We start from the raw sequence: 23,926 nt of genomic DNA, 5'->3' as shown, positions 1-23,926 counted from the left end.
CCCTATAGATTGCACCCATGCCAGGCGCACGATAAAAGGACCAGCTACGTGTTAGCTGGTCCTTTTAATAATAGTCTTACTGTTGTTTCCCTGCTGCAGCCATCCATTCATATTGGCGGAGTTGAACTTCAAACAGATTAAGAGGGTCACGATATACTTCTGGCTTTACCCTCATCTTTTCGAGCTCTGCCTTACTTGTTTCAATATGCTGATGTGATTCATCCACTGCTCCATTTAAGATACGGAGCGGTTCTTTGAAGAAGAGAGTAACATCACGACCAAGTGATTTCTCAAACATCTCAAATTGCTTGAAGAATTTATCAGCGATCGTCTCTGCTGCTTCAGAGTAATTCTCATTTTCTATATAAGATTTGTATTTATTGTACAGCATCGCATTATTTTGCGGCATAACTGCAAATAACTTTCCGGCACTTTTCAGAAAAACCTGCGCTGGTGTATAGCGTAGCAAGAAATTCATTTTTTCTAATTGGATGCCACTGGTCATCCTATCCGCATCCCGTTGCCAATCATCAAGTATTTTAAAGTCACACTGTTGTTTAAGCTTTTCTTCCCCATACATGACATTAAAACCTTCACACATTTCATCAAGAGTATATTGTGCTTGATCAAACTCGGCTTTAGACTGGGCAATCCATTTATTCAATTCTCTGTAGTACTTTTTCAGAACCGTTCCTTCAAGATAATCCTGTATACGACTGTTCATCTCTTCGTTTAATTTTATATGAATCTTACTAAAATCACTGTCTTCTTTAATAATCTCAGAGCTACTACGAAGAATGTTAGGCACACTTTTAAGGATTTCCTTTCTTACCTCATCTTGAATTAGGTTATATTCATCCTTAATTGTCCGCTTCTTTTCATCCTCTAAATCGTGGATTTGATTAATGGCTCCGTTTAGTTTCGTGGACATTTCTTCATTCCAACGTACCGATTCAATCAAATTCGTTTCCATTTCTAACCGCTTATCGAGCAAATAGTGAATGGATTTTCTAACAAAATGTTGGAGCTTAGTCACTCTCTCATCTAATGTAATTCCATTGTTTAGAGTAGGGTGTAGAAACTCTGTGAAATCCCTAATAACCTTATCCTTTCGATTATGGGTGGAATAAATAAATAGCTTGGCTTCCGGACAATAAACCTGTATCCGACTAAGGGTTTTATCAATTACTTTGCTTTCTTCATCATTTGTTAGAGTCTCCAGTTTCATTAACACAAAGTGAATCGGCAAATTAGGCACCTGAATACTCACTTGCTTTAAGACTTCTTTATCGTTGTCTGTTAATCCCTGCTCAGCATTGATGAAAAAGAGCATACTATCCGCAAAGTGAATGTACTGATAAATTGTATGGTTACCAATCTGATGGTGCTGAATCTCTGGTAAATCAATCATTTTAAGTTGATTCAATCGAATAAATTCATTTGGGAACGTAAAATCAATAATGGTATCTTTCTTTACGTTCTGTCGGCGTACGCCAATTGCCTGTTGAAATTGTTCATTGTTTTCTATTTTCGTCATTTCAGTATCGGTAACTTCTTTTATCTCCGTTTCTTCTCCGTGCTTAAAAGCAATAATAGAAGATGTTGGACCTGACAGGATATCATCTCCTAGCAGTACATTAATAAAATCTTCCTTTGAACTATTGGAAATTCCCGCTAACAAAAGGTGATGGAATTTTTGGTGTGCTAGTTCTTCAATATTCCATTTAATAAGATTTCCAGATTCAATGCCGTTTTCCTCTGCCCATTCCAATACGGTCTGAAAGAGTTGTAGACTATCTTCCTTTGCCATTGGGTACTTCTCGGCGTTTAAAATCATTTCTTCTGCATTGCGTACCACTGTAGAAGGCACCGTTGAAGGAAACCTCTCACTCCATGCCATTACTGCCGCAGAGGCAAACAATGCAGTGGAGGAATTGGTGATTTTCAACCAATTACCCAAGTGCTGTGGGATCATGCGCGTAAGCTCTTTAATGAAGTGCGTTCCATTTATTAGCTCAAAGTAAGCTTCTTGATATTGGTTGGATAATAAACGCCAAGAATCCTCGCTGTTAACCTCCATATCAAGGAACAAAGTATTAAAGTTATTAAGCCAATCTAGATACTCTTCTCTACCTTTATACTGATTCCAGATTGCATCAACAAATTGTTCAAATCGAGATAGGTTAATCGAAAATAAAGTGGTAATCGCATGGTTAAAATACATTGGATGCTTCCCAACAGTTTGGCCTGTGGTAATATATCCTTCAAGGATGGCAAACCAATTTAGGGAACCAGTTCGTACTGCTTCATCTAATGCAAGGCTGACTGCGTAATTCCATTCTTTATGTTCCTCATAAAAATTACGCGCGATTTCCGTTATTTCCGGATAGTCTGGGTCGAGGGCAACCGCGGATTGAATAATCTCGATTGCCTTATCCATTCTTCCCTGTTCAATATAAATGGAAAGCAACTGAAGATTTGTCTCCATTTTTAGAGGCGTACTCGCTTCTTCGATTGAAAGGTAAATGCCTTCAGCAGTCTCAGGCATTCCTAACTCAAGATAGGCATCCGCCATATTCTTCTTTGCCCATGGGCCCAGTTCATTGTGAATATTCTCCCATTTAAAGATTGCCGCCTCATAATCCTTATAATGAAAATAAACCTCCCCTTGAGCGAAACGAATATAGCTGAAGTCTGCTACCTCTTTTTTATTTTCCTCTAAATAAAGCTCACTTAGAATTTGGAAAGGGTGATCAGTTGTTGTTGAGTTCTCTATCATTTCCTCAAAGTACGCCTTTTTAATTAACTGTTCTTCTACATTCATTTGGCATCCTCCGGCATCTGAATTTCACTAATTTTTATAATAAGCTCTAAAGCTGTTCCCACTAAATTTCTCGTCAATAGCTTCGTGCATCCATTAACAAGTTTTTACTTTATATTCTATCAAACTTTCTTCTGCAAAAAATGTCAATTAACTTTCTGTTCTGTAACAAATGTCACGAAACTTGTAATAAAGTGAAGAAGCGTGTAGTAGGAGTCCTTTTTGTAGCAACCTCTCTCTATAAATAATACGCTACTTTCTCTGTTTTTATGGGTATATTTAGATAATGTGACGTTTGTCCTTTTTCTACAGCGGTCATATTATATAATAGTAGAAACTAGCCTTTTAAAGGGAAAAAGGAGTTCAGATATGCTTACGTTAATTTTACGAGGATTACGCTTAGATCAGCTTAAATCAGAATACATAAGAGGAACCTCCGTTATTTATCATGAAAAAACATTGGCAACATTTACATCTAACGATGATGAAGTGATTTTTTCAATTCATCCTCAATTAGAAATGCATCAATATGAGGTCCTAAGAAACGTAATTTTAGAAATCATGGCAGGTAACGATGCGGTATTAGATGAAACAGGTTGCCAGTTAGGATACCTTGAAAACGGAGAGGCTGCCTATTTAATAAAAAACTGGGAGCCCTGGAAAGCCTTTTTAACGAAGGCCAAACTTCGTACCCTAGAAGGACAAAATGTCATTCTAAAAAACGAGGGCGGACAAGAGCTTGGCAATGGGTTGCTTGCAGAATATAAATTTGAATCTGAACCTTTTAGAATTACATCTTGCACGATAATTACTATTTTTGGCGAGCGGAAATTTGAGGGAGAGACTCTTACGATTGAGCCTACCAATCAGTTTAGCTAGGTTTCGTAATTAGTTGGCCAAAATTTCACGTCCAAGAGAAAAGAGCTAGTAAAAAGGGATTAAACCGACTTGAACACATTTATCTAAGAAAACCTTACTAAAAGCAAAAAGATCGGGGAGTAGTCCCCGATCTCAGTTTGTAGACAAAAGGGGTTCGGAATGGTCTCATTCCGAACCTCTTCTCGTTTTTTAGTGGATATTATTGAGTTTTTATAATATAACGGACTCTCGTAACCCAATTTCTAGCCCACTACAGGACCTTGCCATGTCCAGGTGGCCATCTTTTTTAGATTCAATGCAGCGAAAGTAAGCATCGCCTGCATCGACAATTTTTTAAGTCCCCTTACGGTTGTCCGCTTGATAAGACGGCTACATTAACTTTAAAAAAACTGTTGATTGGAGTGGAAGGCGCGAAGACTCCTGCGGGATTAGTGGGACAGGTGAGACCCCGCAGGAGCATTTGCGACGAGGAGGCTCACCGCCCCCCCGCGGAAAGCGAAGCGCCTGGAACGGAAATCAACAGTCCCCATTATACAAACAAAATAAAAAACTGTAGGCAAGCTCGAACTTCATCGAGTTTGTCTACAGTCTGAGATTGGGATAAGTCCCCGATTTTTTAACGTTTCTTTAATTCATCAAGCAATTGCTTTGTTCGTTTTGCATTTCCTTCTGCAAAGTTTTGCAGGCGTTCTTTTAATTCGTCATCTTCGTGTACCCTTTCAGCCGTAATTAAATAGGTACGCATTAAATCTTCTTCTATCTCAAGTGAGTTTTTAAGCACTGATTGAAGGTTATCTTTATCATGAGAATGGGAGCTCATTGTTCAAGCCTCCTTTTTCTCTTAAGGTTAGCGTTTGAACTACCTTTTATACTCTTCTTTTCTCCAAAGGAAAAAAGCAATCGTTGCCAAACCGGTTGAAATCAAGGCAACTATCATAAAGATATATACATGACTATATTCTTGGCCATAGTACCCCTCAATTACCTTTGAAAGTGAGATTACGTTTATCGCCAAAAACAAAAATATAGATAAAAATGTAACGCGTTTTTTATCCATGGCGATACTCCCTTCCTACTGCAAATACCTTGCCGTCTTTTACTTCTAAGAGTATTTTGGGTAACTCACGTTGAGGTGGTCCTGCGATTGGGTGACCTGAATTCACATCAAAGTACCCTTTATGACATGGACATAATAAAACATTGTCTTTATGTTCATAAAAAACCGGACATTGAAGATGAGTACATTTGTTGTTGTAAGCCACATATTGATCATCTGGTGTTCTTACCAACACAGCGGGTTCATCTTCTGTTGGATAGTTGAAGTTTTTGGCCTCACCAACAGCTAGTTCATCTGCAGTTGCAATTTCTATTCTTTCGGCATCCTCTTTATCATTGCCGATCGCAGACATGACCCCAAAAGGTGTGGTTGCTAAACCAAGTGCAACTGTGGTTCCAAAGGAAGCTTTTAAAAATGCACGCCTATTCAGATTTACATCTTCTTTGCGATTTAGATTATCAACCAATTTCATCATATCTTGGTCATTGTCTGGATGGTTTTTATTCTTTTTATCCTCACTCATTCCTGAATCCTCCAGTTTTCAATTACTTTATCTTACTACCTCTGTTAGGCAAATTTTGAATCAATCGTCTGAGCAAGCTTTACGTATTCTTCCTGAAGCGGCGATCCTTCAGGTGCAATGGCTGGAGTATCTAAACTCTCATCTGGCTCTTGTATTGGAAGTTGTCCTAAGAGGTCCACACCTAGTTGCGAGGCTAGTACTTCTCCTCCACCTTTTCCGAAGATAAAATACTTCTCTTGGCTTTCAGGCGGGGAAAAATAGGACATGTTTTCAACAACACCAATCACTTCATGATTGCTTTTAATCGCCATTGTCCCTGCACGCTCCGCTACAAATGCAGCAGCTTTATGCGGAGTTGTCACGACAATCTCTTTGCTTTCTGGAATCATTAAGTGCATGTCAAGGGCAACGTCTCCAGTTCCCGGTGGCATATCTAGTATAAAGTAATCCAGTTCTCCCCATAAGACATCCTTTGTGAAATGCTCAATCATTTTTCCAAGCATAGGTCCGCGCCAAACAATTGGGTCATTGCCATTCACTAGAAATCCCATTGACATTACTTTAATTCCGTGGGTTTCAACAGGAATGATTTTTCCATTAAAGGTTTTCGGTTTAAAATCGATATTAAGGATTTTGGGAACACTAAATCCGTATATGTCTAAATCGATGATGGCCACCGATTTCCCTAACTTTTGAAGTGCCAGCGCAAGATTGACTGACAAAGATGATTTTCCGACTCCCCCCTTGCCACTAGTGACAGCGAGGACGTTGCCTTTTAACATGTAAAGCACCTCTTCTTTAATTGGGTTTATCATTCTTTTTACTAAGCACAGTCCATATTCACACTTTACCCGTAGTATGAGCAGTTCCACTTTAACCATTCTTAAAGGCTATGCCTTGGTAATGCCCAGCGTTTTACGAATCGTTTTATCAAATAGGGACTTAATAAAACGGAGCTGTCCTTAAAGAACTAAGCGCTCACCCGGACCAGCTCCTATTTAAACGAGATCGGTTACTTAAGATTGTGAGTCAGTATACACCCCGAAGAACTCTGGTACATAATCCCACTTATTTCCTTCTTGCGGCTTTTTCCCCTCAACAAGGTTCATTTGCGTACGTTTTCTTCTTAACTGTTGCATTTCATCAAAATCAATGAAGCGAATCGCATCACTAGGACATACAGAGGCACACATTGGCGCAATATCATCTCTTGTTCTGTCATAGCACATATCGCATTTGTACATTTTATTCTTTTCAAAATCGAACTTAGGAATTCCAAATGGACAGCCAAATGTACAGTTACGGCAACCGATACATTTTTCTTCCATTGCCGAAAGGACTACACCCTCATCCGTAATTTGGATTGCGTTGGCAGGACAAACTCGAGCACAAGCCGGATCTTTACATTGCATGCAAAGCATTGGGAAAGTCTGACGGGATTCTGTAAAGTCAACATATTCTACATAGTTCCGTTCTTTCGCATCATGGTCACCGCATTCACGGCAAGCTGCCTGACAGGCACGGCATCCTATACAACGTTCAAATTCAAGATACATAATTTTATTCATTTTTTTGCCGCCTCCTTATTTCGTAAGTTTTTCTAGCTTCACAGCACAAACTTTAAATTCAGGCATCCGTGATGTCGGATCTAATGCTGGACTAGTCAATTGATTAACTGCTTGCTGTTTTCCCCAATGGTAAGGAACAAATAATACGTCCTTGCGAATCGCCTTTGTTATCTTAACTGGGACAATCATGTCACCACGAGGAGTAGTCAATTTGACCTTCTCACCATTTTCAACTTGATACTGACTTGCTAATTCTGGGTGCATTTCCACGAACGGCTCTGGACATTGCTCCATTAAGAATCCTACTCGTCTAGTTTGATTTCCTGATAGGTAATGGAATACAACACGACCAGTTGTTAACCATAAAGGATAATCTTTAGACTTCACTTCCGCAGGCCCTTTCCAATCACAGACCGCAAGATTCGCTCTGCCGTCTTCCGTTGCGAACTTTTCTTTAAAAACACTTGGCGAACCTGGATGGTCTTCTGCAGGCGCTGGCCAGAATACACCGTCTTGTTCATCAATTTTTTCATACGTAACACCGAAGTAATCAGCTTTTCCTCCTTTTGAAGCAAGGCGAAGCTCATCAAAGATTTCTCTTGGCTCATTGTATTGGAAGTGTTTTCCCTTCCCCATACGTTCTGCAATCATGCTCATGATTTGCCAATCTGGTTTTGATTCTCCAAGTGGTTCAACCACTTTTCGAATATGAATGACGCGTCCTTCAATATTTGTTGTTGTTCCTTCGTCCTCTGCCCATGTCGTTGCTGGGAGCACCACATCTGCAAGTTCTGCCGTTTCTGAAAGGAAGAAGTCACTTACAACTAGGAAATCCAGTGCTTCCATCGCTTTATATACATGATTAATATTTGGTGAAGAAACAACCGGGTTTGAACAAATCACATGTAAGCCACGGATTGTTTTATTTAACATTAAATCGAACATTTCGTAAGCAGAAACGCCTGGCTTCGGCATGTCTTCAGGGTTAATCCCCCAAACACCGGAAATGTATTCAACAGCCTTAGGATCTGTAAGTTTACGATACCCAGGAAGTAAATCTGACTTCTGGCCATGCTCACGTCCGCCTTGACCATTTCCTTGGCCAGTGAACGTTGCGACACCTGAAGCAAATTTACCGATTTGACCCCTTAATAGTGCCATTGAAGTATATAGACTTACATTGTCTACTCCTGCTGTTTGCTGTTCAGCACCACGTGCAAACATCACAACAGATCTTGGAGATTTCCCAAAGATGTGTGCTGCTTTCACAATTTTTTCTACTGCTATACCCGTGATTTTTGAAGTATACTCAGGAGTAAATTTAGCAGTCATTTCTTTTAACTCTGCAAAATTATTACAACGTTCTTGAACGTATTCATTGTCCACATATTCATGTTTAATTAATAAATGCATAATCCCGTTAGCTAAAGCTGAGTCTGTACCAGGTAACAAGTCTAAGTGAACATCAGCTACACGGGCTGTTGCTGTTTCTCGAGGGTCAGCAACGATGATTTTGGCACCTTTATCCTTTGCTCTCCAGAACCACTGAATGCTTGTTGGGTGACATTCGGCTGTATTTGAACCAGCCATGAAGAAGCAATCAGTATGTTCTAGCTCTGTCCATGGAAGGGTTGAACCACGGTCCATTCCAAGAGTCTTATTGAAACCACCTGCTGCGGAGCTCATGCAGTAACGACCATTATAATCTAGGTATCTTGTTCCAAGCCCTACACGAGCATATTTCCCAACAAGATAGCATTTTTCATTGGTCATGGATACGCCGCCGTAAACAGAAAGCGCATCTTTCCCATAATTAGATTGAAGACCTTTAAATTTACGTTCAATTAAATCAAGCGCTTCTTCCCAAGAAGACTCTACGAATTTACCATTCTTTTTAATAAGTGGACGCTTAATACGGTCTGGATGGTCAACCGTTTGATAGGCAGTAACACCCTTAGGGCACATTTTCCCTCGTGTAAGAACCCAATCGTATCGCGGCTCGACACCGACCACTTTATTTGTCTTTTCGTTTACGCGAATATGCATTCCGCACTGCATACCGCAATAACAACAATGTGTTGTAACTAATTTTTCCCCTTTACGAATCTGGTTTTTAACGCCTTCCTTAACGAGAAACTGGCTCATGTTCCTTTTCCTCCCCCAAGTCTTTCTTTATATCCTGTTCTATTCCATAAAAGTCTTCTGAACGCTTTTTACTAAAACCTGATAAATGAATTCCATTGTTTGTGTTTACTGGTCCATACGGATTCCCCTTTGGAGCTTCCATATTCATTTGTTTCAATGCTCTCATGCGGCGGCGACATGATGGACAATAATCCGAAAGGTATGAACCATCCGCAAGCTGTAAGTCAAAGCTTTGGGCTTTCAAGATTGCTTGGACATCGGCGATTTGATCATCGTTGCTATATGGTTGATGACAACTTTTACAAGACTTTGTATCTACTTTCAATGTTTCTTGATAACTCATTGGTACTGCCGTTGCTAATGGACGAATCGGTACATGGAACAGTTTTCCAAAGGGAAAATACATAAGCATGATTACAACCGTTATTTGATGAACTAGCGAAATATGAGGGTGCATCCAACCATCAAGGAAATCATATGAGACTGTCAGTGCTAAACCCGTTACTGTTACAGCAAGTAAAATATATAAAGGCAATAAGTCAAATTCAAAACGCTGTGTTACTTTAACATCGTAATCTTTAATTCTACGGAACAATGCCATCGAAGCACCAATCAAGACCATGACTGCTCCGATATTAAGCATGTTATAGAAAATTTCAGCGATCCAACCGTGTGCTGCCATCTTAATCAGCGGGATATTGAAGGCAACCATTTGGTAGGTGTCAGGATCAACTAAGTCAAAACGAAACCAACCAAATGTCAAACCAAAAGTGAAAGCAAATGAAATGATGCAACCCCACGAAATCATAATGTGCTGAATTCCACGGTATAGCCCGCGCTTAAATATAAATTTCTGCAATACGATATTATCAATTAGTGTTATAGTAAGTGATTTTGCATTTCGCTTTATGCGCTCTTTTGTAAATAAATTTTTCACACTTCGTGCCGCTACTCGATTGGTTGCTGTTCGATAAATCCAGAAACTCATCCGAATGCAAAGGCCAATTGCAAAGACAGCTGTTCCAATCATATATCCGAGCAAAGCCATATCTATATGAAGGAATTGGGCCGTAGACATCCACATTAAAAAGAACAAAACAACAATTGTAATAAAGGAATACATACTGGTTTTAGAATAAAATGATTTCTCCAGATTTAACATAAACTTTCCTCCCTATGAGTTTTCTGAGTCATTGAAAGTTATCTTAACACTTGAAAAAGAGTTCTTTACGTTTTAATTGTAAACACTTTGTGAATAGTGTTATCCTGGGTACTTTTTGTGAAACTTCTGTGACAACCGATTGGATTTTTTCTACACAAACCCTGCTCTGTTTATCCGTCCACTCACCTTTCGACCTTTTTGCGATGCAAGATAACTAAATACTAATAGATGGGGGAAACTAGCGTATGTGAAGAACGTCACATCTGAATTTTTTTCCTATTTTTCCCCTTCCAAGGCTGCCAAATTTCTGTTTAACAGGAAATTCCCCCCTAGATGCTTAGAGAGAACTGCCATATACTAAAGGTAATAAGGAAAAGGAGGGCTTGAAGTGGAAACACAATTTAATGCATTTATTGTGAATAAAACCGAAGATGATTTTTCAGCTAAACTCCAAAAGGTGACGATGGAGGATCTATCTCCAGGCGAGGTAACGATAAAAGTTTCTTATTCAAGCGTGAATTATAAGGATGGGCTTGCTAGTATTCCAAACGGAAAAATCGTGCGGTCCTACCCTTTCATCCCTGGAATTGACCTTGCTGGCACCGTGGTAAATTCAAAAGATAAGCGTTTTTCTGAGGGTGACAACGTTATTGTTACAAGTTATGAACTTGGAGTCGCTCATACTGGTGGTTATAGTGAATATGCAAGAGTACCAGCAGACTGGATTGTCCCTTTACCCGAGGGTCTGTCATTGGAAGAAGCGATGATTTTAGGAACTGCAGGGTTTACAGCTGCTTTATCCATTCACCGTCTTGAAGAGAATGGTTTACGGCCTGAAACAGGTTCTGTCCTTGTAACAGGTGCTACTGGAGGAGTTGGTAGTATCGCTGTTGCGATGTTGGCTAGCCGAGGATACCATGTCATTGCTAGCACGGGGAAGGAAAGCGAGCATGGGTATTTAAAGCAAATTGGAGCAACTGAGGTTATCTCCCGTGAGGAAGTTACTGGAGATAAGTACCGTCCTCTAGACAAGCAACTTTGGGCTGCTGCAGTGGATCCAGTCGGCGGAAGTACACTAAGTAGTATTATTAGTAAACTTCAATATAATGGATCCGTGGCTGTGAGTGGATTAACTGGGGGTACGGATGTCCCTACTACCGTCTTCCCGTTTATCTTGCGTGGAGTAAATATTTTAGGGATTGATTCTGTTTATTGTCCAATGGAAACAAGGAAGGAATTATGGTCTCGAATAGCAACAGACCTTAAACCATCCGATCAACTACATACCATCAAAAAGGTAGTGTCCTTAGAGAATCTCCCTGAGACTTTATCAAAAATACTTAAGGGTGAAGCTCGAGGGAGAACAATTGTTAAAGTGAATTAAAAATGATAAAGAAGCGCTCTTTTCAGTTAAAAAGAGCGCTTCTTTTACTATATTTTCATTTGTCATTTTCAAAACCATTGTCGCTATTTCCCGAGAAATGATTCTTCTAGTAGTCGGTTTAGCTGATATAAGTCGAAAAAAATCATATTAATAGTGGGAACGGGATATTGCGGGTGGTTATTCGACTTATTCCTCAACGTTTTACTACGTACCGAATGGACCTCTAACAAAGAATACTATTGTTTAGTTGGTTGGCTCCCAGACTTACGTAAAAGATAATTGAGCACTTCAGAGAAGATTAATCCGACTGCAATTGCCCCCGAAATCATCGATGCTTTTACAGCTAAGGCAATTCCAGTATTATAATCATTCTCAACAAAATTGCGCATTGTATCGTAAGCAAGACCACCCGGAACGAGCGGAATGACTCCAGCTACACTGAAAATAATCATAGGCATTTTGTATTGTTTAGCAAAGATTTGACTGATAAATGCAATTAAAAAAGAAGCTGCAAGGGTTCCGAGTACAGGCCCAAATCCATAGTCAGTAAGGGTAAAATAGACCATCCATCCAAACATTCCAGATAAACCACATTTCACGAGCGATTCTTTAGGTGCATTAAATATAACACCAAACGCTGCTGAGGCTATAAAGCTTGTTACCAGTTGTTCTACATAGCTCATTTGATTCCTCCACACTTATAGAAACGACAACACCACTGCAATTCCCGAACCAATTGCAAATGCCGTTAAAAACGCTTCTGCTCCCTTTGATATTCCCGAAACCAAATGACCCGCCATTAAATCTCGGACAGCATTGGTAAGCAATAGTCCAGGCACTAATGGCATGACTGCTCCAATGATAATTTTATCTAGCTCAACCCCAAGGTGGAAGATGATAAAAAGATAGGACACCACCCCGATAATAACGGACCCTAAGAACTCAGCAAAAAATTTAACGGGGATAAGTCGATGAAAAAGAATGACCGAATAATAACCAGCTCCACCAGCTATGAAGGCAGGAAGAAAGTCATACCAGCCTCCTTGAAACATAATAACAAAACAGCCACTCGCTAATGCAGCGGCAAGTACCTGCAGCCAAAATGAAAACATCAATTGTGAAGTTTCAATTTCTCTTAGTTGTCTACGAGCTTCATCTAGGTCAATTATACCGTTGCTAATTCTTCGTGAGACATCATTAACCAGCACTACTTTTTTCAAGTCAGTTGTTCGCTCTGATATTCGCGCCAACCTTGTTGTTTCTGGTTTTCTGTCTTCGGCAGAAAATAAAATTGCAGTCGGAGTCACATAACTATGTGATTGCTCAATACCAAGTGCTGAAGCTATACGTTGCATCGTATCTTCAACCCGGTAGGTTTCTGCGCCACTTCTTAGCATAATCTTCCCTGCTAGAAGACAAACGTCCATGATTTCATAGGTTTCTTCACGATTTTTCATAAGATCCTCACTTAAAAAGCCCCAATTTTAAGACACATAACACATTTTAAAGATAGTCCTGAAAGAATTCAATGCTCGCCTGGGATATTAACGACTGATTGCATTTTTGGCTAGTATTTCAATCGTCATATCGTCCATTGGGGGATTATGGAGACCCGCGCGAACATCACGATAATAGCGTTGTAAAGGATTCTGACGTGATAAGCTTCTAGCACCCACCACTCTCATCGCTAAATCTACTACTTTAATGCTGCCATTGGTAACCGCAAGTTTCACCGCACTTAGCACAGCAGCCATTTGTGTTCTTTCTTCCTCATTCGAAGCATCCCATTGTTTCGCAACAGAATATAGAAAATGACGTGCTTTCATTAATTCAAGCTCCATTTCGCCTATTTTTTGACGAACGGATGGAATTTCACTAATACTGCCTTGAATACTGTTTGGCGAATATTCCTTTGCAAATTGAACAGCATACTTTTGAGCTGCCCCTGCTATTCCTAAATAACAAGCGGGAATATGTAATAACCAACCATTTGCTCCTTTTTTACCGGGGACAATTTTTTCCACGAGGTTTTCCGCTTCTACCCTTACATTTTCAAGAACTAAATCATGACTACCCGTACCACTCATCGCTACACTGTCCCAAGTCTCTTCTATGCTCACACCTTGAGTAGACCTAGGAATAAGAAAGTTTCCTACTTCATCTTGCTCTTCTATCGATGCACTGACTATAAAATAGTCAAGCATTGGCGACAATGTTGTAAAGATTTTACGACCATTTATGATCCAAACATCCCCATCCTTACGAGCAGTCGTTTGTGGTTTTCCGCCTCTTGTTGGACTACCCGTTTGCGCTTCACTCGCCGCACTGTTTATTAGGGCACCTTGACGAACTTGTTCACAAACTTCGTGAAAAATCTCTTCCTTCCAAATTCGTTTTTCACTCAAGTTCTTAATGATGCCCATATGCCATCCAATAGAAAGCGCTGTGGAACCATCACCTTCAGCTACCTTTTCCTGCAAACGAAGGAGTTCGTATAGTGAAATACCACTACCTCCATATTCTTTTGGTAGTGTTAAACTCGTATATCCTGATTCCTTCAATTCTTTCATATTCGCAAATGGAAATTTTCCTTCTTCATCTATATCGTTTGCACGTTCTCTAAATTTCACAGCGAGATGATCCATCAACTGAAGTCGTTCATCTAATGAATTTGCTTTATGAAATTCCACTTGACTCCCTCCCTAATAACTAAGTTCTATATTTAAAATAACAGAAAATCCTAAAATTGTTTAAAAAACCGCTTCTCCCCCTACCCTTTTACCTCTTAATGGAATTACCTATTCATTAATCTATGATAAACTTGTATTTCTACTCATTTCTTATTAGTATAAAGGTCAATAGAAAGGTATAATGAAGGATAATACTTTACATAAAAGAAAGGCTGATATCGGTTGGAAGAGAATTCTAATTTTATCAAAACGATCATTAAAGAAGACTTGGAATCAGGCAAACGAAACAAAGTAGTTACTAGGTTCCCGCCTGAGCCAAACGGTTACTTGCATATTGGGCATGCCAAATCTATTGTAATCAACTTCGGTTTAGCGGACGAATTTAATGGACAAACCAATCTTCGCTTTGATGATACGAACCCATTAAAAGAAGACCAAGAATTCGTCGATTCAATTAAAGAAGATGTGGCATGGCTTGGATATGAATGGGAGAATTTACGATACGCGTCCGATTACTTTGATGAAATGTATGAGCGCGCGGTTCTTTTAATTAAGAAAGGAAAGGCTTTTGTCGATGACCTTTCTGCAGACCAAATTCGCGAATATCGCGGGACTCTTACTGAGCCTGGGAAAGAAAGTCCATTCCGTAATCGCAGCATTGATGAAAACCTCGATTTGTTTGAACGCATGCGTAATGGTGAATTTGCGAATGGAGAAAAAGTACTCCGAGCAAAAATTGATATGGCTTCTCCTAATATCAACCTGCGCGACCCTGTAATCTATCGTATTTCTCATACAAGTCATCATAATACTGGGGATATGTGGTGCATTTATCCGATGTACGCTTTTGCTCATCCACTCGAGGATGCCATTGAAGGAGTGACCCACTCTCTTTGTACAACTGAGTTTGAGGATCAGCGTCCTTTCTACAATTGGGTGGTTGCTGAATGCGAAATGGAGAATATCCCTCAACAAATTGAGTTCGGTCGCTTGAACCTCACCAATACAGTTATGAGTAAGCGAAAGCTTAAACAACTTGTTGAAGAAAACTATGTGGATGGCTGGGATGACCCACGCCTACCAACAATCTCCGGGTTAAGGAGACGCGGGTTTACACCCGAAGCAATCCGTGAGTTTGTTGCCGCTGCGGGTGTGTCCAAGGGATACTCCACTGTTGATGCCCAAATGCTTGAACACTTTGTTCGTGAAGATCTTAAACTGAAGGTACCGAGAACAATGGGCGTTCTTAAACCATTGAAAGTCGTCATCACCAATTATCCTGAAGGCGAAGTTGAGTGGCTTGATGCCGAAATTAACCCTGAGAACCCTGAAATGGGTACAAGGAAGATTCCTTTTTCTCGTGAAATCTATGTTGAACAAGATGATTTTATGGAAAATCCACCAAAAAAATATTTCCGCTTGTTCCCTGGAAACGAAGTACGTCTAAAGCATGCTTATTTTATTAAATGTGAAGAGGTCATTAAGGACGAAAACGGCAATGTAGTTGAACTGCGTTGTACCTATGATCCTGAAACGAAAAGTGGCACAGGCTTTACAGGTCGCAAAGTGAAAGGAACTCTACATTGGGTGGACGCTACACATGCGATTCCTGCAGAATTCCGTCTGTACGAGCCTCTTATCCTTGACTCTGATAAAGAAGCATCAGAAGAAGAAGGCGAAGACAAAACATTCCTTGATTACATGAATAAGAATTCACTTGAAATCCTGCAAGGCTTTATTGAACCGAATATGAAAGAGGCCCAAGCCCAAGATAAATTCCAATTCTTCCGCCACGGTTATTTCAATGTAGATCCTAAGCATACAACAGAGGAAAAGCTTGTATTTAACCGTATTGTATCACTTAAAAGTTCATTTAAATTATAAGTTTGAAGGCATCTGCCCCCTCGATTCGTGTTTAAATCGAGGGAAGGCAGTTGCCTTTTTATTGTAGGATTTACCGCACTTGCAATCATTGTTGCATATTTCTCTTACTATTGACCTTTCTTCACGTCCTCCCCACCACTTAAGGTACCAATCCACCCTATTGATGACCTTTCTTCACGTTCTCTCCATCACTTAGGTCACCAATCCACCCTATCGATGACCTTTCTTCACGTTCTCTCCATAACTTAGGGTACCAATCCACCCTATTGATGACCTTTCTTCACGTTCTCCCCACCACTTAGGGTACCAATCCATCCTATTGATGACCTTTCTTCACGTTCTCTCCATCACTTAGGTCACCAATCCACCCTATTGATGACCTTTCTTCACGTTCTCCTCACCACTTAGGTCACCAATCAGTCCTATTGTAAATGAAAAAAACAACCGACTCCTTTATAGCTGGATACGGTTGTTTCATATTATACTATTTCGCTATTCTTGTTGTTCTTTTAGAATCTCGATGTTTGGGTCAATTCCAAACCATTCTTGATAAATCTTTGTGTAAGTTCCATTATCAAGGACAGTGTTTAAAGCTGTGTTAAATTCCTCAACTAGCTCACTGCCTTTTGGAAATAAGATGCCGTAGAATTCAGAATCAAAACTAGTATCTTCAATAACGGTTAAGTCTTTATCTGGGTTATTCTTAGCGTATTCTTCAACTACAACGTTATCAGCAACAACAGCAGCTGCGCCACCACTTTCCATTTCCATAATCGCTAGGTTATTATCTTCAAACTTTTTGATGTCTTTATGATTTGCTCCAAGTAAAGCATCCATTGCCGCTTGACCTGTTGTTCCGTTTTGCACAGCCACTAGTTTCCCTTTCAGATCTTCAGCTGATTTAATATCGCTATCCTTTGGAACTAAAATTTTATTTGTGGATTGAAAGTAAGGAACTGAAAAGTCATAAGTTTGTTTTCGGTCATCATTCATTGTGATTGCTGCAATTGCTAAGTCGGCACGCTTGCTTTCAGTTTCGACGAAAATTGGATCCCAGCCAAGATGTTCAACTTTGACTTCATATCCAGCCTCTTTTGCAACTGCTTGAATTAAGTCGATATCAAAGCCTTTTACTTCACCTTTATCCAGATATTCCATTGGTGCATACGCCGCATTTGTAACCACTCTTAATGTTTTCTTTTCTTCACTTGCATTTGACTTTGATTCTTCTCCACTTGTTTCATCAGCAGTACCACAAGCCGATAAAAATAACACAACTGTAAGAACTAGACTCCATAATAAAAAAAGACTCTTTTTCATTTTACATCCCCCTGCTTATTTATTGAAAGGTTCGTATCTTTCAAGTTTCATTTTTTGATAATAGAATTATTATAACTCTAGTTGTATTATTATGCAATAAGATAAAAACAAAATCTTCCCAAAATTGCTTTCTTACAATACCAAACTTCTATCTTATTGCTTTTCCAAAACGATTATTTTACCCTCTTATTAATATTAAAAAGAGGTCCCTGACCCCTAGCGAAGTTTTATTTGTCGCTAGGCATCATGAACCTCTTTTCCTTTTTTATAAAACTTTACTAAGAAAGGCCTTTGTTCTTTCTTGCTGCGGAGATTCAAACAATTGTTTTGGCTCATTTTCTTCGACGATATAGCCTCCATCCATGAAAATTACGCGGTCACCCACCTCACGAGCAAACCCCATTTCATGTGTCACTACCACCATCGTCATTCCTTCTTTAGCCAATTGCTTCATAACCTCTAGTACTTCCCCAACCACTTCTGGGTCCAGAGCAGAAGTTGGTTCATCAAAAAGCATGATCTTTGGCTCCATTGCTAATGCTCTTGCAATTGCTACACGTTGCTTTTGTCCACCTGACAATGAGCTAGGGTAGGCATCTGCCTTTTCCTCAAGCCCCACCTTACGTAACAATTCAATTCCTTTATTGCGTGCCGCCTCTGCTGAAACCTTTCTGACCTTTGTCGGAGCAAGCATGAGATTTTGAATAACTGTCTTATGTGGGAAAAGATTAAAATGCTGAAATACCATTCCAACTTCTTGGCGCATTTTATTAATATCATTCTTTTTATCGGTAATGTCTGTTCCTTCTATTAGAATATGTCCATCCGTGATCGACTCTAATAAGTTAATGCATCTTAGTAACGTAGATTTACCCGACCCTGAAGGTCCGATAACAACGACTACTTCCTGCGGTTCAATCGATAAATTGATATCTTTTAACACTTCATTATCCCCAAAGGACTTTTTAAGATTTTCAACTTTAATCAATCTGTCTTCAACCTCCTTTCCAGTCTATTTAATACGAATGTTAAACTAATGGTCAAAATTAGATAAATGAAAGCTGCTGTTAAGTATGGTTCCCAAACCTTATAGTACTGACCTGCCATTGCTCGTCCCCAGTACATAATTTCCGGTGCTGTTATAACAGCTAAAAGAGATGAATCTTTAAGTAAAACGATGAATTCATTTCCTAGCGGTGGAATCATTCGTTTAAACGCTTGTGGAAGAATAACATGTCGCATCGCTTGAACGTTACTCATCCCTAGTGAACGTGCTGCTTCCATTTGTCCACGGTCAATGGATTGAATACCCGCCCTGAAAATTTCAGCAATATAGGCTGCTGAATTAAGGGAAAGTGCGACAATCCCAGCTAAAATAGCATTTGTTTCACCAAACAAAAACGGCACGAGTCCGAAATGCACTAAAAATATTTGAACTAGTAAAGGCGTACCCCGGAAAAAAGTAATGTAGAGTGTAAATGGAAATGCGATTAATTTGTTTTGTACAATCTTTCCTAGCCCAATAAATAACCCGAGCACTGTACCAATCAGAATCCCTGCTAAGGATAAGCCGATTGTTAGAAGTGTACCTTGTAAAAAAAACGGCGCATATTCCGCTATGAGATCAAAGCGAAAATTCATGATAAAATCCCCCTATTAAGTTAAAAATTGCGTAACTTTATGAAGCAAGTTACGCAATTTTTTTATCCGCAATTATTGCTGTTCTTTTAAAATATCAATATTTGGTTCACTTCCAAACCATTCTTGATAAATTTCTTCATATTTTCCATTATCAATAACAGCATTTAACGCTGTGTTAAATTCCTCTACTAATTCGCTCCCTTTTGGGAATAGCAGACCGTAGAATTCCGAATCAAACGTTTCATCCTCAATAACTGTTAAGTTTTTATCTGCATTGTTTTTTGCATATTCTTCAACAACAACGTTATCAGCAACAACAGCCGCTGCGCCACCACTTTCCATTTCCATAATCGCTAGGTTATTATCATCAAACTTTTTTATATCCTCATGATTTTTACCTAGCAAAGCATCCATTGCAGCTTGACCAGTTGTTCCATTTTGAACTGCAACCTTTTTCCCTTTCAAATCTTCAGCACTTTTTATATCACTTCCATCTGGCACTAAGATTTTATTAGTAGATTGAAAGTAAGGAACTGAAAAGTCATAGGTTTGTTTACGATCATCATTAATGGTAATAGAAGAAACGGCCAAATCTGCACGTTTACTTTCAATTTCTACAAAAATTGGATCCCAGCCAACGTGCTCAATTTCTAGCTCATAGCCTGCTTCCTCAGCTACAGCCTTGACAAAGTCAATATCAAAGCCAACAACATTCCCTTTATCTTGATACTCCATAGGTGCATATGCGGCATCGGTTACTACTCTTAAAGTCTTTTTCTCTTCTTCTTCCTTATTTGTCGCTGTATCCCCACTCGTTTCCTCGGAGCTACCACAGGCTGATAAAATGACCATGAGCATTAACACTATTCCTAAAAACATCATTGACCTTTTTTTCACTTCATTTCCCCCTTTTTCAATCTTTTAAAATCATATGCCAGTAATCTGCAAAAATATTTTATAAATTCATATTTGAATATATTATAACTACGTTTGTATTTATATGCAATAAAACATTGAAAACTTCTAGAACGTTTTTGGCATTATAAGTTAGTATATTAAACATACATACTATCGTTTTAATTTTCTGTTTATTATCTTTATGCATAACACCTAGAATCTAATAGGGTTAGCGTTTTCCTTTTAAATACTTCCTAAATCTACATTCTCACTTCTCCCTTAATGTATGCTACGATTAAACTCGAAATTTGTCTGTTTTTATATAAAAATTCAAGTTCATTACGTGTTATGATTTGTTAGGATTCACAGAATGACAGGAGATTGATTTTATGCAGAAAAAGAAACTGATTATCATATTTATCTTTGTTAGTCTTTCATGGATTTTTGGAACAAGCTATCTTGTTGACCACTACACTCCTGGACACCTTAAAGAAATAGTTGAGCATACTAAAGAATTTTTTTACGTAATCCTTACTGGTTTTTTCTTTTATTTTTATGTTTTAAAATCAGAACAGCTAACTGTCGCAAAAGAAGAGGAACGACGCTTATCTACACTTATTAATTCCATGGTCGATGTTGTTATCTTTAAGGATGGCGACGGCCGTTGGATTGAAGCAAATGAATTTGGTTTAAAACTGTTTCAACTAGAGGGTGTAGACTACCGTGGGAAAAAGGATTCGGAGCTAGCTGCATTTACGGACTACTTCGCCGAAAGTCTTCGTGCCTGTGAAATAACCGATGAGGGAACGTGGAAAAACGGCGTTGTTACTCGAGTAGAAGAAGTTATTGTTAATCCGGATGGCACGGTGAAAACCTTTGATACGATAAAAGTGCCTCTTTATCATTCTGATGGTAGTAGAAGAGGATTCGTTGTGATTGGCAGGGATATCACGGAAAGAAAGCAAGTAAAGATGCTGCTTGAAGAAAGTGAACAACGGTATAAGTCTCTGTTCGATTATAATCCAGACATTGTCTATATGATTGACTTAAACGGAAGGATTGCTAATTTAAATCCACAGTTTCAGTCTATTACTGGCTTCAGTGTTGAAGAAACAATAGGAAGAAAATTAGAGGACCTCGTTAAAAAACGGTACAAGGATGAGATTTTAAAAGCACATTCATCTGTTATTACGAATCATAAGTCAGAGATTTTCGAATTAAAGGTCAAGCATAAAAATGGAAAATCCATTACACTTAGTTGTACATCTGTACCGATGGTGATCAACGGCAAGGTTGCAGGGATTATTGGATACGGGAAAGATGTCACCCAAATAAGGGAAACGGAGAAGCGACTACGTAGAACAGAAAAGCTTTCAGTCGTTGGAGAACTCTCAGCAAGTGTTGCCCACGAAATCCGAAATCCACTTACTTCCTTAAAAGGATTTGTTCAGTTATTAAAAATGGAAGATGAAAAGCATCATCTTTATTATAAAATCATGCTAGATGAACTTGATCGCATTAACCATATTGTTGGGGAATTACTTTTACTCGCAAAACCTCAGAAAGTGTTGTACAAAAAAGTAGACATTCAGAACATCATTTCCGACGTTGTATCCCTACTTAAGACCGAAGCTAGCCTTCATAATATTCAAATTGAATTTATGAGTAGGGAAGACGAAATACAGATTGAATGTGAGCCAAACCAACTAAAGCAGTTATTTATAAATATTATTAAAAACGCCATCGATGCCTCTAACCAGGGAGATGTTGTGGCGGTTTCACTTGATCAGATTGGAGAAAATGTTTCAATCATCATTAAGGATAATGGTTGCGGTATATCCAATGAACGTCTCAAACGTTTAGGTGAGCCCTTCTATTCATCTAAAGAAAAAGGCACTGGTCTTGGGTTAACAGTATCCTTCAACATTGTTCAGTCTCATAGTGGAAAAATCCAATTTAAAAGTGAGCAGAACAAGGGAACAGTGGTTCAAATTGACTTACCGATAAAAAGCAAACATAGCGCCCCACTTATGAGATCTAATCTATAGGGTCTCATCGAAAAAGGCCCGTCTTATATAAGACGGGCCTTTTTTGTTTATACGGTATGTAGCTAATCCTCGTCCTTAATATCAATATCTTCTGGAATTGGTTCGTTTAAACTTTCTTCTACTAGCCTCTTATATTTTTCTACCTGCTTTAAATGAGTTGTGAACTGCTCTTTATAAATTAAGTACTGCTCACCATCATAAAGAGCTCGAATTTTCCTGTCTCTAACCAAACTCTCAATTTGGTTCTCCGGAATTGATAAAAACTCAGCTGTTTCTTTAATGGTCAAATACATCCTTACTCATCCTTTCGCACTATACCGTACTAAGATTTACGCACTTATTCTTTTAAAGAATCAACTAGCTTTTCAGCTGTTCTTCTGTATAGATTGCTCATATTTACTAGCGAAGCAATTAGGAGTACCTTTTCTAGCTCTTCAGTGTCTCCCGTTATTTGAGCTAGCTCATTGTTTGCCTCATTTGCTTTTTCTTTAAGGTTTTCTTTATAGTTTTCTTTGTTTTTATTATGAAGGTTTAGATAGCTTTTATAAAACTGTTCAAGATCTATCTCGTCCCCAAGGAGTTTCTCGTTTATTCCATTTAAAACTGTCTTTATATCCCCGATAGAAAGTACACCCTTTAGTTGATAAATAAGTGCTATTAAAATGATATGTTCCTTAGAATACTTTTTATTTTTTACCGGAAAGAACAACTTTCCTTTCGCATAGTTATTAATCATTGTCTTCGTCAGGATCTTTTCCTCATCATTCCTTTTTGTTGGAGCAAATGTCTTCTCAAATAACTGAATCACCTGATCCATATACAAATCAATACTCGGGATATCCTCAATAGAAATGTTTTCATTGTCATCTAGCTTATTAAGCATTTCATCTATATCCATTTGCTGCCTCACTTCTCCGGTTTAATTAGCTTTATTATACCGACAATGATATAAAAGGTAAACCTTGACTACATCGCATATTGTTAATATAATGACATATAGTATTAAAAACTACATAGTGATATATAAGGAGTCGATAGTGTGAACCAACTCATTCGTGAACCCATAAATGGATTTACCCATCTCGCAGGGGCCATCCTTTCCTTCGCTGGCCTTCTGGCATTAGTGATCAAAGCAGCAAGCGAGTCAGCTTCTCCTCTCTCTCTCACAGCAGTCATTATTTTTGGGGTTAGCATGATTCTCCTGTATAGTGCATCTGCTACTTATCATATGGTCATGGCCCGAGACGCCATTATCGCTTTTTTACGACGCCTTGATCATTCAATGATTTTTGTTCTAATCGCCGGTACGTACGCTCCATTTTGTCTAATCACTTTAGATGGCACCACTGGAGCCATTATCTTTTCAATTATTATGGCAGTGGCACTCGCAGGAGTTGTTTTTAAAATGGTCTGGTTTGATTGTCCAAGATGGGTATCAACTGGATTATACATCTCCATGGGATGGATGATTGTATTCGCAGCCCGCCCATTAGCCGAAAACCTTGGGTCAGCGGGGCTAAGTTTGTTAATAGCAGGCGGTCTTCTTTACACCATAGGAGGATTGATCTATGGCTTCAAACCAAAGTTTATGCAATCTAAATATATGGGCTTTCACGAAATCTTCCACATCTTCATTTTACTCGGAAGCCTAGCCCACTTTTTAAGCGTCTATCTCTTTGTTTTATAACTTCTCCCCCTTTTTTTGAAACGGGGGCTTTTCTTTTAGGTCAATGTTTAAAACTCTAAGGTTCCTGCATTACTACGTATGCATCATCTTGATTAGAGTGGAAGGTACAATGCTCTTGCCAGGGCGCAAAACCAAGGGAGACCTATCTAATAACAAACTTGACTCCCGGACTTCCCGTCACCCACTCTTGCCTGAATTAGAATCAAACGCTTGGTTAATA

General features: G+C 39.0%; 22 protein-coding genes and 1 pseudogene. 5 read left to right on the top strand and 18 right to left on the bottom strand.

What is annotated here, in order from left to right; translation table 11 throughout:
• Positions 1 to 76 precede the first annotated feature (76 nt).
• The gene (locus H0185_RS19490; protein WP_221875159.1) at positions 77 to 2,824 is read right to left on the bottom strand and encodes a GTP-binding protein; all 2,748 of its coding nucleotides are present in this window, start codon (positions 2,822 to 2,824) and stop codon (positions 77 to 79) included.
• Between the two features lie 366 nt (positions 2,825 to 3,190).
• Here H0185_RS19490 and H0185_RS19485 point away from each other — a divergent pair, with 366 nt between their 5' ends.
• Positions 3,191 to 3,700 carry a hypothetical protein gene (locus tag H0185_RS19485; RefSeq protein WP_221875158.1) on the top strand — a complete coding sequence of 170 codons (510 nt, stop codon included), beginning with the start codon at positions 3,191 to 3,193 and terminating at the stop codon, positions 3,698 to 3,700.
• A gap of 242 nt (positions 3,701 to 3,942) precedes the next feature.
• Here the strand turns inward: H0185_RS19485 and H0185_RS19480 are convergent.
• The 8 genes and pseudogenes from H0185_RS19480 to H0185_RS19445 all read right to left on the bottom strand — a co-directional run.
• Positions 3,943 to 4,053: pseudogene (locus tag H0185_RS19480) on the bottom strand (hypothetical protein); the annotation flags it as partial.
• A 263-nt stretch (positions 4,054 to 4,316) separates the two neighbouring features.
• Positions 4,317 to 4,520 (bottom strand): hypothetical protein, encoded by a 204-nt coding sequence (locus H0185_RS19475; protein WP_221875157.1) that lies wholly within the window; start codon positions 4,518 to 4,520, stop codon positions 4,317 to 4,319.
• A gap of 39 nt (positions 4,521 to 4,559) precedes the next feature.
• Positions 4,560 to 4,757 carry a hypothetical protein gene (locus H0185_RS19470; RefSeq protein WP_221875156.1) on the bottom strand — a complete coding sequence of 66 codons (198 nt, stop codon included), beginning with the start codon at positions 4,755 to 4,757 and terminating at the stop codon, positions 4,560 to 4,562.
• Positions 4,750 to 5,280 carry a Rieske 2Fe-2S domain-containing protein gene (locus H0185_RS19465; protein ID WP_221875155.1) on the bottom strand — a complete coding sequence of 177 codons (531 nt, stop codon included), beginning with the start codon at positions 5,278 to 5,280 and terminating at the stop codon, positions 4,750 to 4,752. Before H0185_RS19465 ends, H0185_RS19470 begins: the two co-directional genes overlap by 8 nt.
• A 44-nt stretch (positions 5,281 to 5,324) precedes the next feature.
• Complete coding sequence (locus H0185_RS19460) at positions 5,325 to 6,062, bottom strand: Mrp/NBP35 family ATP-binding protein (protein ID WP_246629307.1); 738 nt, start codon at positions 6,060 to 6,062, stop codon at positions 5,325 to 5,327.
• A gap of 234 nt (positions 6,063 to 6,296) precedes the next feature.
• Entirely contained in the window at positions 6,297 to 6,848 is a 552-nt protein-coding gene (locus H0185_RS19455; protein ID WP_221875154.1) for a 4Fe-4S dicluster domain-containing protein, read from the bottom strand.
• Positions 6,849 to 6,863: 15 nt separating this feature from the next.
• On the bottom strand, positions 6,864 to 8,993 hold the full coding sequence (gene fdhF / locus H0185_RS19450) for a formate dehydrogenase subunit alpha (RefSeq protein WP_221875153.1): 2,130 nt from the start codon (positions 8,991 to 8,993) through the stop codon (positions 6,864 to 6,866).
• Complete coding sequence (locus tag H0185_RS19445; protein WP_221875152.1) at positions 8,974 to 10,155, bottom strand: MFS transporter; 1,182 nt, start codon at positions 10,153 to 10,155, stop codon at positions 8,974 to 8,976. The genes fdhF and H0185_RS19445 overlap by 20 nt, the downstream gene beginning before the upstream one ends.
• A gap of 388 nt (positions 10,156 to 10,543) precedes the next feature.
• On the opposite strand from H0185_RS19445, the gene H0185_RS19440 reads away from it, so the two are divergent.
• Positions 10,544 to 11,539 carry an NADPH:quinone oxidoreductase family protein gene (locus H0185_RS19440; RefSeq protein ID WP_221875151.1) on the top strand — a complete coding sequence of 332 codons (996 nt, stop codon included), beginning with the start codon at positions 10,544 to 10,546 and terminating at the stop codon, positions 11,537 to 11,539.
• Positions 11,540 to 11,775: 236 nt separating this feature from the next.
• Here H0185_RS19440 and H0185_RS19435 read toward each other — a convergent pair whose 3' ends face one another.
• The 3 genes from H0185_RS19435 to H0185_RS19425 form a co-directional block, all read right to left on the bottom strand.
• Positions 11,776 to 12,222, bottom strand: coding sequence for a threonine/serine exporter family protein (locus H0185_RS19435; RefSeq protein ID WP_221875150.1), 447 nt, complete (start codon positions 12,220 to 12,222; stop codon positions 11,776 to 11,778).
• A 15-nt stretch (positions 12,223 to 12,237) separates the two neighbouring features.
• Positions 12,238 to 12,996: a threonine/serine exporter family protein gene (locus H0185_RS19430; protein ID WP_221875149.1), complete on the bottom strand. Its 759-nt coding sequence runs from the start codon at positions 12,994 to 12,996 to the stop codon at positions 12,238 to 12,240.
• 87 nt (positions 12,997 to 13,083) lie between these two features.
• Entirely contained in the window at positions 13,084 to 14,229 is a 1,146-nt protein-coding gene (locus H0185_RS19425) for an acyl-CoA dehydrogenase family protein (protein ID WP_343223177.1), read from the bottom strand.
• A 222-nt stretch (positions 14,230 to 14,451) separates the two neighbouring features.
• Here H0185_RS19425 and H0185_RS19420 point away from each other — a divergent pair, with 222 nt between their 5' ends.
• Entirely contained in the window at positions 14,452 to 16,113 is a 1,662-nt protein-coding gene (locus H0185_RS19420) for a glutamine--tRNA ligase/YqeY domain fusion protein (RefSeq protein WP_221875148.1), read from the top strand.
• 492 nt (positions 16,114 to 16,605) lie between these two features.
• Here H0185_RS19420 and H0185_RS19415 read toward each other — a convergent pair whose 3' ends face one another.
• The 4 genes from H0185_RS19415 to H0185_RS19400 form a co-directional block, all read right to left on the bottom strand.
• The gene (locus H0185_RS19415; RefSeq protein ID WP_221875147.1) at positions 16,606 to 17,433 is read right to left on the bottom strand and encodes a basic amino acid ABC transporter substrate-binding protein; all 828 of its coding nucleotides are present in this window, start codon (positions 17,431 to 17,433) and stop codon (positions 16,606 to 16,608) included.
• A gap of 265 nt (positions 17,434 to 17,698) precedes the next feature.
• Complete coding sequence (locus H0185_RS19410; RefSeq protein WP_221875146.1) at positions 17,699 to 18,421, bottom strand: amino acid ABC transporter ATP-binding protein; 723 nt, start codon at positions 18,419 to 18,421, stop codon at positions 17,699 to 17,701.
• Entirely contained in the window at positions 18,418 to 19,074 is a 657-nt protein-coding gene (locus H0185_RS19405; RefSeq protein ID WP_221875145.1) for an amino acid ABC transporter permease, read from the bottom strand. The genes H0185_RS19410 and H0185_RS19405 overlap by 4 nt, the downstream gene beginning before the upstream one ends.
• A 72-nt stretch (positions 19,075 to 19,146) precedes the next feature.
• Positions 19,147 to 19,971, bottom strand: coding sequence for a basic amino acid ABC transporter substrate-binding protein (locus tag H0185_RS19400; RefSeq protein ID WP_221875144.1), 825 nt, complete (start codon positions 19,969 to 19,971; stop codon positions 19,147 to 19,149).
• Between the two features lie 389 nt (positions 19,972 to 20,360).
• Here H0185_RS19400 and H0185_RS19395 point away from each other — a divergent pair, with 389 nt between their 5' ends.
• Positions 20,361 to 22,019, top strand: a complete 1,659-nt coding sequence (locus H0185_RS19395; protein WP_221875143.1) for a PAS domain-containing sensor histidine kinase — start codon at positions 20,361 to 20,363, stop codon at positions 22,017 to 22,019.
• Positions 22,020 to 22,081: 62 nt separating this feature from the next.
• Here the strand turns inward: H0185_RS19395 and H0185_RS19390 are convergent, their stop codons facing one another.
• Together H0185_RS19390 and H0185_RS19385 are read right to left on the bottom strand one after the other, a co-directional pair.
• Complete coding sequence (locus H0185_RS19390; protein WP_221875142.1) at positions 22,082 to 22,312, bottom strand: excisionase family DNA-binding protein; 231 nt, start codon at positions 22,310 to 22,312, stop codon at positions 22,082 to 22,084.
• 44 nt (positions 22,313 to 22,356) lie between these two features.
• Positions 22,357 to 22,917 (bottom strand): DUF1836 domain-containing protein, encoded by a 561-nt coding sequence (locus H0185_RS19385; RefSeq protein WP_221875141.1) that lies wholly within the window; start codon positions 22,915 to 22,917, stop codon positions 22,357 to 22,359.
• 141 nt (positions 22,918 to 23,058) lie between these two features.
• Here H0185_RS19385 and trhA point away from each other — a divergent pair, with 141 nt between their 5' ends.
• Positions 23,059 to 23,706: a PAQR family membrane homeostasis protein TrhA gene (trhA, locus tag H0185_RS19380; RefSeq protein ID WP_221875140.1), complete on the top strand. Its 648-nt coding sequence runs from the start codon at positions 23,059 to 23,061 to the stop codon at positions 23,704 to 23,706.
• The last annotated feature ends 220 nt before the right edge of the window (positions 23,707 to 23,926 follow it).

Source organism: Mesobacillus maritimus (genome assembly GCF_019749255.1).
Lineage (GTDB): Bacteria > Bacillota > Bacilli > Bacillales > Cytobacillaceae > Mesobacillus_B > Mesobacillus_B maritimus_A.
This window is presented reverse-complemented; position numbering and strand designations above follow the sequence as displayed.

What these genes read in the sequence shown, in the direction of transcription:
- H0185_RS19490 (WP_221875159.1), bottom strand. Translation starts at nt 2,824, where the DNA reads ATGAATGTAGAAGAACAGTTAATTAAAAAGGCGTACTTTGAGGAAATG.
- H0185_RS19485 (WP_221875158.1), top strand. Translation starts at nt 3,191, where the DNA reads ATGCTTACGTTAATTTTACGAGGATTACGCTTAGATCAGCTTAAATCA.
- H0185_RS19475 (WP_221875157.1), bottom strand. Translation starts at nt 4,520, where the DNA reads ATGAGCTCCCATTCTCATGATAAAGATAACCTTCAATCAGTGCTTAAA.
- H0185_RS19470 (WP_221875156.1), bottom strand. Translation starts at nt 4,757, where the DNA reads ATGGATAAAAAACGCGTTACATTTTTATCTATATTTTTGTTTTTGGCG.
- H0185_RS19465 (WP_221875155.1), bottom strand. Translation starts at nt 5,280, where the DNA reads ATGAGTGAGGATAAAAAGAATAAAAACCATCCAGACAATGACCAAGAT.
- H0185_RS19460 (WP_246629307.1), bottom strand. Translation starts at nt 6,062, where the DNA reads ATGTTAAAAGGCAACGTCCTCGCTGTCACTAGTGGCAAGGGGGGAGTC.
- H0185_RS19455 (WP_221875154.1), bottom strand. Translation starts at nt 6,848, where the DNA reads ATGAATAAAATTATGTATCTTGAATTTGAACGTTGTATAGGATGCCGT.
- fdhF (WP_221875153.1), bottom strand. Translation starts at nt 8,993, where the DNA reads ATGAGCCAGTTTCTCGTTAAGGAAGGCGTTAAAAACCAGATTCGTAAA.
- H0185_RS19445 (WP_221875152.1), bottom strand. Translation starts at nt 10,155, where the DNA reads ATGTTAAATCTGGAGAAATCATTTTATTCTAAAACCAGTATGTATTCC.
- H0185_RS19435 (WP_221875150.1), bottom strand. Translation starts at nt 12,222, where the DNA reads ATGAGCTATGTAGAACAACTGGTAACAAGCTTTATAGCCTCAGCAGCG.
- H0185_RS19430 (WP_221875149.1), bottom strand. Translation starts at nt 12,996, where the DNA reads ATGAAAAATCGTGAAGAAACCTATGAAATCATGGACGTTTGTCTTCTA.
- H0185_RS19415 (WP_221875147.1), bottom strand. Translation starts at nt 17,433, where the DNA reads ATGAAAAAGAGTCTTTTTTTATTATGGAGTCTAGTTCTTACAGTTGTG.
- H0185_RS19405 (WP_221875145.1), bottom strand. Translation starts at nt 19,074, where the DNA reads ATGAATTTTCGCTTTGATCTCATAGCGGAATATGCGCCGTTTTTTTTA.
- H0185_RS19395 (WP_221875143.1), top strand. Translation starts at nt 20,361, where the DNA reads ATGCAGAAAAAGAAACTGATTATCATATTTATCTTTGTTAGTCTTTCA.
- H0185_RS19390 (WP_221875142.1), bottom strand. Translation starts at nt 22,312, where the DNA reads ATGTATTTGACCATTAAAGAAACAGCTGAGTTTTTATCAATTCCGGAG.
- H0185_RS19385 (WP_221875141.1), bottom strand. Translation starts at nt 22,917, where the DNA reads ATGGATATAGATGAAATGCTTAATAAGCTAGATGACAATGAAAACATT.